The organism is Pseudomonas sp. Sample_10 (assembly GCF_004321495.1).
GTDB lineage: Bacteria > Pseudomonadota > Gammaproteobacteria > Pseudomonadales > Pseudomonadaceae > Aquipseudomonas.
On record NZ_RCOE01000175.1, the window covers coordinates 1 to 6784 of the forward strand.

Annotated in this window: 8 protein-coding genes and 1 pseudogene; 7 read left to right on the forward strand and 2 right to left on the reverse strand. The window is 61.2% G+C overall.

Annotation, left to right across the window (positions count from 1 at the left end):
- The 3 genes and pseudogenes from D8U18_RS17245 to D8U18_RS17255 all read left to right on the forward strand — a co-directional run.
- Window positions 1-198: pseudogene (locus D8U18_RS17245) on the forward strand (arginine decarboxylase); the annotation flags it as partial.
- 232 nt (window positions 199-430) lie between these two features.
- Window positions 431-1753 (forward strand): contractile injection system protein, VgrG/Pvc8 family, encoded by a 1323-nt coding sequence (locus D8U18_RS17250; protein ID WP_131108074.1) that lies wholly within the window; start codon window positions 431-433, stop codon window positions 1751-1753.
- Window positions 1750-2553: a DUF4123 domain-containing protein gene (locus D8U18_RS17255; protein WP_131108075.1), complete on the forward strand. Its 804-nt coding sequence runs from the start codon at window positions 1750-1752 to the stop codon at window positions 2551-2553. Before D8U18_RS17250 ends, D8U18_RS17255 begins: the two co-directional genes overlap by 4 nt.
- Before the next feature lie 43 nt (window positions 2554-2596).
- Here the strand turns inward: D8U18_RS17255 and D8U18_RS17260 are convergent, their stop codons facing one another.
- Both D8U18_RS17260 and D8U18_RS17265 read right to left on the reverse strand, forming a co-directional pair.
- Window positions 2597-3943: an MATE family efflux transporter gene (locus D8U18_RS17260; protein WP_056852474.1), complete on the reverse strand. Its 1347-nt coding sequence runs from the start codon at window positions 3941-3943 to the stop codon at window positions 2597-2599.
- Between the two features lie 70 nt (window positions 3944-4013).
- Window positions 4014-4307 carry a hypothetical protein gene (locus tag D8U18_RS17265; protein ID WP_056852475.1) on the reverse strand — a complete coding sequence of 98 codons (294 nt, stop codon included), beginning with the start codon at window positions 4305-4307 and terminating at the stop codon, window positions 4014-4016.
- 169 nt (window positions 4308-4476) lie between these two features.
- On the opposite strand from D8U18_RS17265, the gene D8U18_RS17270 reads away from it, so the two are divergent.
- From D8U18_RS17270 to D8U18_RS17285, 4 genes are read left to right on the forward strand one after another with little or no spacing between them, the layout of a single operon-like run.
- Window positions 4477-4779: a MazG-like family protein gene (locus D8U18_RS17270; protein ID WP_056852476.1), complete on the forward strand. Its 303-nt coding sequence runs from the start codon at window positions 4477-4479 to the stop codon at window positions 4777-4779.
- On the forward strand, window positions 4779-5528 hold the full coding sequence (locus tag D8U18_RS17275) for a methyltransferase domain-containing protein (protein ID WP_056852477.1): 750 nt from the start codon (window positions 4779-4781) through the stop codon (window positions 5526-5528). Before D8U18_RS17270 ends, D8U18_RS17275 begins: the two co-directional genes overlap by 1 nt.
- 12 nt (window positions 5529-5540) lie before the next feature.
- Window positions 5541-6161, forward strand: coding sequence for a DUF4136 domain-containing protein (locus D8U18_RS17280; protein WP_056852478.1), 621 nt, complete (start codon window positions 5541-5543; stop codon window positions 6159-6161).
- Window positions 6162-6206: 45 nt separating this feature from the next.
- Window positions 6207-6764: a DUF4136 domain-containing protein gene (locus D8U18_RS17285; RefSeq protein WP_056852479.1), complete on the forward strand. Its 558-nt coding sequence runs from the start codon at window positions 6207-6209 to the stop codon at window positions 6762-6764.
- Window positions 6765-6784: the final 20 nt, after the last annotated feature.

Below are 6784 nucleotides of genomic sequence, written 5' to 3' on the forward strand. Positions count from 1 at the left end.
GGCAGCGTGTACCACGCCGGTATCGAAACCCACGACACCATCGAAGACATGCTGCGCTACGTGCACTTGTCGCCGGAAGAACTGATGACTCACTACCGCGACAAGTGCGCCAGTGCCCGCATCAGTGCCAGCGAACGTACCCAGTTCCTTGATGCGTTGCGCCTGGGCCTGACACGTTCTTCTTACCTGTCTTCCTGAGGTAAGCATCACGCTCATCAGGTTGTCTGAAAATTTCCCGTTCGCTACGGAAATTTCAGATGACCTGGTGCGGCGTTTCTCTTTTTTCAAGCGAAGCGGCCTACGTCCTCGGCTATCCAAGTCATTTGGTCTTCTTTTCGCGTAGGTCATTTCCTAAGTTGTACTTCACCTCTCTACTCGGCCATGGCTCTCGGCGAGAATCCCCGGCCGCCCCTCCTGTAGAGAATCGCCGATGTTCGATCCAGTCAACGAACCTGACTTCCGTCTGGACGTAGCAGGTCTGTCCGACGCTTTCGAGGTCCTGGCCTTTACCGGTAGAGAAGCCATCAGCGAGCCGTTCGTGTTCGACGTGCAATTGCTGATCGAAGACCCCGCGCTCGACCTCGCCAGCCTGTTGTACCGTTCGGCTTCCCTGCACTTCGGGCCGCAGGGCAACCGTGTCCATGGTCAATTGCAGGAACTCGTCCAACGCGACCATGGGTCAACGCTCAGACTCTGTCACGTGCGTCTCGGCCCGAGGCTGGCGTGTCTGGCGCAGCGCTTCAGCCGGCGTATTTTCAGCGCGAGGACAGTGCCGCAGATTCTCGATCAAGTGCTCAGGGAGCACGGCATTGTCGGACAGCAGCGGCGTTTCGAACTGCAGGGCGATTACCCGCTTCGCGACTACTGCACGCAATACCGCGAATCGGACTTGCAATTCGTCCAGCGATTGTGCGCCCAGCAACGGCTTCATTATCACTTTGAGCACCGGGCGCACGGGCATTGCGTGGTGTTTGCCGATGGGCAAGGGCATTTCTGCAAGGGCCAGGCGGTGGATTTCCGCCCCGAAGGCCGCCCACCGGCTGTGCGCCGTTTCGAGGTGCAGCGTTGCGTGGACAGCACCGCGCAGACTGCGCAAGGTCACTCGGACCTGCCGACGCTGCGCAGTGGTCAGCTGATGCCGTTGTCCGGTCATCCGGTCCGCCAGTGGAATCATCTGTGGTTGCTCACTCACGTCGAGCATCAGGGCAGTCAGGATCCGCGGGTGCCTTACAGCAATCATGTGCGGGCGGTGCATTGGCAGGCATCGTTCGAGCCACCCCGTTGTGTGGATAAACCCCTGATGCACAGCCTGCAACGTGCATGGGTGGTGGATGTCGATGAGTCCCGTCCCGACCCTTCCCGACCGGTGGCGGTGCAGTTTGACTGGGTCTATCAAGGCGAGGGGGCAGCGCCGAGCCACTGTTGGTTACCGCTGGCGCCGGAACTGCAAGCCGTCGGCGTCGGGTCGCTGAGCGAGGGCGTGGAGGTGGTGGTGAGTTTTGTCGAAGGCGATCCGGACCAGCCGATGATTACCGGCGTCATTCACCTGCCTGCCCGTGACGACACCGGGCAGCAGGCGCAGGCATCCATCGCCGACGACGCCCTGCCGGAAGGCGTGCAGGACTGGTTGCGTTCAGGCGAGCCCTTGCTGTTGCTCTGTCTGCTGCCCGGCGGCGGTAGTTTCAATCATTGTGCGCAGACGATCTGTACCTGTCGGACGTTGACACAACCTGGCTGGAGCGGCATCGCATGATCGACGTGCACATGCCCGATCCGATCGCACAATGGTTGCTGTTGGACAGATCGGGCGCACCGCAGGCGAGTTTGAGGTTGCAACGCACTCTTGCCGAGGCGTCGCAGTTTTCATTGTTCGAAGGGACTGAATGGCATGCACTGAAAGATCACGGTCCGGTGTTGGTCGACCTGCGGACTTGCCCGGCACTGGCGGACACTTGCCGACACGACGCACACCAATGGCAAGGTTTGTTGCTGACCAGTGAGGCTTGCGCCACACCATTGCTCGCGCACTTGCGGCGCATGCTGACGGTCTCGTTCGGCCTGCATCATCGGGCACTGCTCAGCTACTACAACCCGCAGACCGCCAGTTACTTCTTCGATGCCTGCGATGCCGGGGAGTTGACTCGCTGGTTGGGGCCGATCAGTCAATTGCGCTGGTTCGGCGGAACATGGGCTGACCGGGCGATTGGCAGCCAGGGTTGGCAGCAGTTGCTCAACCCGGGGCTTGCCGTGCGTCCTTTGGCGCCAGAGGAAGACCTCAGCCCCCGGCAACGGGAAAACCTGCAAACCTGTCTGCTGGAGCAGCATGCCTGGCGCTGGAGCCAGGCCACCGGCTGCGAATATTTGCGCTTGTGGTCGCATCTGCAGGAGGGGCTGGCGCTGGGCTTCAGCGAGCGGCCGGTACTCGATGGCTGGTTGTGGTTGCGCTTGCAATACCACGGGGCCGTGCCCCAACTGCCGCTGGTGGGAAACACCCAGCAGGAGCGCCTCGATGACCTGCGTAGCCGCTGGCAGGGCGACGAGCCGCGAGCATGACATTCGAAGTCAAAATCGCCTGGTTGCCGAGCACAAACCCCTCTCAATGAGCGCGGGCGAACCAGCCGTCGTGGCGGCGCAGGCGCCAGGCAATGGCCCCGAGAGTCAGGCTGCGGAGCAACATGAACAGCAGAAAAGTTATCCACAAGCCATGGTTGCCAAACCCTTGCAGCGCCCAAGCGAATGGCACCAGCAAAGCCACCGTCAGCAGCATGCCGTTACGCATTTCACGGGCACGGGTGGCGCCGATGAACAGGCCGTCGAGCAGGTAGCTCCAGACGGCGATCAATGGCAGCGCAGCGAGGTAGGGCAGATACATGAATGCGGTATCGCGCACGCTGGCAATGTCGGTCTGCATTGCGATGAACAGGTGCCCGGCCAACAGGAACAGCACGGCGAAACCCAGGCTCGCCAGCAACGACCAGCCGCAAGCCACCACCAGAGACCGACGCAGGGCATCGCGGTCGCGGGCACCGATGGCATGCCCGCACAGGGCTTCCACCGCGTGAGCCAGGCCATCGAGCGCGTGGGCGGTCAGCAGCAGGCCGTTGAGCAACAGGGCGTTGGCCGCGACAGTGGCGTCGCCCAACCGCGCACCTTGTACGGTGATCAGGAAAAAAACCGATTGCAGGGCCAGGCTACGGATAAAAATGTCGCGGTTCACCGCCAGCAACGGGCGCCAGCTCTGCCACAAGCCCAGGGCCGCCCAGACAATGTGACCGGGGTAGGCGCGCAAGGCCTGGCGGGTCATCAACAGGCCGATCAGCGCGCCGGTCCATTCGGCAATCACCGAGGCCCGGGCCGCACCGACCACGCCCCATTCCAGGCCAATGACAAACCACAGGTTCAGGGCGATATTCACCAGGTTGGTGCTCAGGAGAATCACCAGTGGCGCCCGGGCGTTTTGCGTACCGAGGAACCAGCCGACCAGCGCATAACTGGCCAACGCTGCGGGCAGGCCGAACAACCGCGTATGGAAAAACTCGCGGGTCATCTGATCCAGCTCTGCCGACGGCTGCATGAAGTGCAGTGCCGCCCCGCTCAGCGGTACGCCCGCGACACCCAGGACAATCGCCAGCCCCATTGCGAGCAACAGCCCCTGCAACAAAATCTGCCGCAATGCCGCACCGTCCCCACGTCCGGCAGCCTGCGCGGCAAACCCGGTGGAACCCATGCGCAGAAAACCCATGGCCCAGGCCAGGAAGGTGTACAGGCTGGCGCCGACCGCAACGGCACCGAGCTGATGGGCGTGGGGCAGGTGACCGATGACGGTGCTGTCGACCAGTGCCACCAGCGGTACGGAAATATTCGAGAGAATCATCGGCGCTGCCAGCGCCCAGACCCGGCGATGGGTAGGACGGTCGCGCCAGTCGGCAATCAGCTTGGACATGCAGGCTCCTTGGAGGAGCGGGCATTGTAGCGACACATGTGCATGTGCCGCGATTCAATGTGGGAGGGCGTCAGTGCATGATCCAGCTAAGCAACCACAACCCCAGCATCAACCAGATGATCCCCATGATGATCGACGCATTCATGAACGCGCGGATCGCCGACCACAGCAGCACCAGCCCGAGGATCAAGACAACGATGCTGATGATCGAGGTGTCCATGCCCAGCGCGCGGGACAAGCCGTCGACAAAATTGCTGCTGGCGCGGCTCACCAGTTGGAACAGGCCACTAAGCGCATCAACGATGAAACGGATGACGGAACCAATGGCTTGACCGAGCCATTCGAAAAAACCTTCTACCTGCATGGAATGAGCGTCCTGATGAGTTCGAGCGTTGGGCCATTGATCGCGGTGGCGAGTTCCCCACAAGCATAGAGTGTTGTGCATGACCTGTGGAAGCGAGCCTGCTTGCCGATCTTTGTCACTTGCCTTCACCTGTGATCCCCCCGAAGCTATACGCCTTCAGGAGAGCCCGATGAACCTTGTTGAATTGACCGAACGCCTGCACGCCATCCGTGACCGCAATGACTGGCAGCCATTTCACAGCCCGAAAAACCTGGCCATGGCCGCGAGTGTCGAAATGGCCGAGCTGGTGGAAATTTTCCAGTGGCTGACCGAAGACCAGTCGCGACAGTTGCCCGCTGACAAACTGGCCCATGCCGGCCAGGAAATCGGTGACATCGTGCTTTATCTGCTATTGCTGTGCGGGGAGTTGGGGCTGGACATGAATGACGTGGTGCGCAGCAAACTGGCCGACAGCGAGCGGAGGTTCAGCTGATGAGCGACCGTCATTTCGATCAACTGGCGACCCGTTTCGCGGAAAAAATCTACGGCGGTGCCAAAGGCGCAATCCGTTTGGCGGTGCTGCAGGCCGATCTGGCCGAAACCCTGCCGGACCGGCCATTGCGGGTGCTGGATATCGGCGCCGGTCTGGGCCACATGTCGTTGTGGCTGGCCGAACGCGGGCATCAAGTGACGCTGGCCGAGCCCGCCGAACCGATGCTCGAAGGCGCCCGCCAGCGTTTCGCCGAAGCCGGGCAAACCGCAACGTTCATTCAGGCGCCGTGGCAGGATCTGCTGGGTCAATTGACCGAACCTTACGATCTGGTGCTGTGCCACGCGGTGCTGGAATGGCTGGCCGAGCCCCACGCGATCCTGCCGGTGTTGCATCAGTTGACCAAGGCCGATGGCTGGCTTTCCCTGGCGTTCTACAATCGCGATGCGCTGATCTATCGCAACCTGCTCAAGGGCCATTTCCGCAAGATGCGCAAGAACGACATGGCCGGCGAGAAGCAGAGCCTGACCCCGCAACAACCCCTTGATCCACGGGAATTGGCGGCGCAACTTGAAGGTCTGTGGCAGGTCGAAACCCAGAGTGGAGTGCGGGTTTTCCACGATTACATGCCGGTGGAGTTCCAGGCCCGCGCCGAATTGGTGGACTTGCTGGAAATGGAGCTTGCCCACCGTCGCCACCCAAGCTTTGCCGGGCTTGGGCGTTACCTGCACTGGATCTGCCGGCCGGTCTGATCGGAGCGCAAAATGAAAACTCGTTCAGGGTTGCTGCTGTTATGTCTGGGTTTGGCTGCATGTCAGGGCAGCAACCCGTACGTGGCGTCCTCCAAGCCCCTTCCCCCGGCGCCAGCGCAGGCGGCCAATACCTTTGATCGCAGCGCCTACCCGGCACCACCGCGTGACTATGGGCGCTATCGCAGTTGGGCCTGGCTCAATGGACAAATGCCGCCGGGCACTGCATGGGCCGATTCGGCCCAGGTTGCCGAAGCGGTCAGCAGCGCGCTTGATCAACGCGGCTTGCGCCCGTTGCATGACAACCGTCCGGCGGACCTGTTCGTCAGCGCCGACCTGCGGATGGAAACCCGTTTGCGCCAGGTTCGTGACGATTACTACGGCGGTGGCTACTACGGCGGTTATGGCGGTTACAACCGTTACGGCAATGGCTACGGCGCCTACACCGCAGTCCCGATCGTCCGCACCTATCAGGAACAGGTCGTGGTGGTGCAAGTGGATTTATACGATGCACAAAGCGGTCAAGCCGTGTGGAGTTCCAGCGCTGAAACCAGCAATCGCGGCACTCAGAGTGAGCAGGTGGATGCCATACGCAAGGCTGTAGAAAAGGCGCTGTCGGCGTATCCTCCCAGTTAGATAACAAGCCTTTCGCAGGTTCATGTCTTCAACCGGAGAATCATCATGTTCCGCCGTTTCGTTTTACTGGCAGTGGCCGCACTGCTCAGTGCCTGCGCAGCCAACCAGGTCAATCATGACTTTGACGCCAGCCGCGACTTTGCCGCCTATCACAGCTGGAGCTGGAAAGAGCCCGTCTTGCAATATCGCCCCGATGATCCACGGATCAAGAGTGACCTGACCGAGCAACGCATCCGCCAGTCAGTGACCGATCAGCTTGATCAGCGCGGGTTGCGCCCTGCTGCCACGGGTGCCAAGGCTGACTTGAATGTACAGACCTATCTGATTGTCGAAGAACGCCAGCAACAGATAACCACCAACTACGGCGGCGGTTATGGCAACCCGTGGAGCGGCTACTGGGGCGCGCCGATGTACAACGAGACCCGGCTCGTCTCATACAAGGTCGCCACGATTCAGATCGACCTGTTCGACGGCAGGGACGGCAAACTGGTGTGGCGCGGCAGCGACGAACAGATACTCAGCCGCACGCCCAATCCAGCCGATCGCAGCAATGCGATCCACGAAACCGTCACCCGGATACTGTCCAACTATCCACCCCGGTAAACACCCCACAAACCCTGTAG

What these genes read in the sequence shown, in the direction of transcription:
- D8U18_RS17250 (WP_131108074.1), top strand. Translation starts at nt 431, where the DNA reads ATGTTCGATCCAGTCAACGAACCTGACTTCCGTCTGGACGTAGCAGGT.
- D8U18_RS17270 (WP_056852476.1), top strand. Translation starts at nt 4,477, where the DNA reads ATGAACCTTGTTGAATTGACCGAACGCCTGCACGCCATCCGTGACCGC.
- D8U18_RS17260 (WP_056852474.1), bottom strand. Translation starts at nt 3,943, where the DNA reads ATGTCCAAGCTGATTGCCGACTGGCGCGACCGTCCTACCCATCGCCGG.
- D8U18_RS17285 (WP_056852479.1), top strand. Translation starts at nt 6,207, where the DNA reads ATGTTCCGCCGTTTCGTTTTACTGGCAGTGGCCGCACTGCTCAGTGCC.
- D8U18_RS17265 (WP_056852475.1), bottom strand. Translation starts at nt 4,307, where the DNA reads ATGCAGGTAGAAGGTTTTTTCGAATGGCTCGGTCAAGCCATTGGTTCC.
- D8U18_RS17280 (WP_056852478.1), top strand. Translation starts at nt 5,541, where the DNA reads ATGAAAACTCGTTCAGGGTTGCTGCTGTTATGTCTGGGTTTGGCTGCA.
- D8U18_RS17275 (WP_056852477.1), top strand. Translation starts at nt 4,779, where the DNA reads ATGAGCGACCGTCATTTCGATCAACTGGCGACCCGTTTCGCGGAAAAA.
- D8U18_RS17255 (WP_131108075.1), top strand. Translation starts at nt 1,750, where the DNA reads ATGATCGACGTGCACATGCCCGATCCGATCGCACAATGGTTGCTGTTG.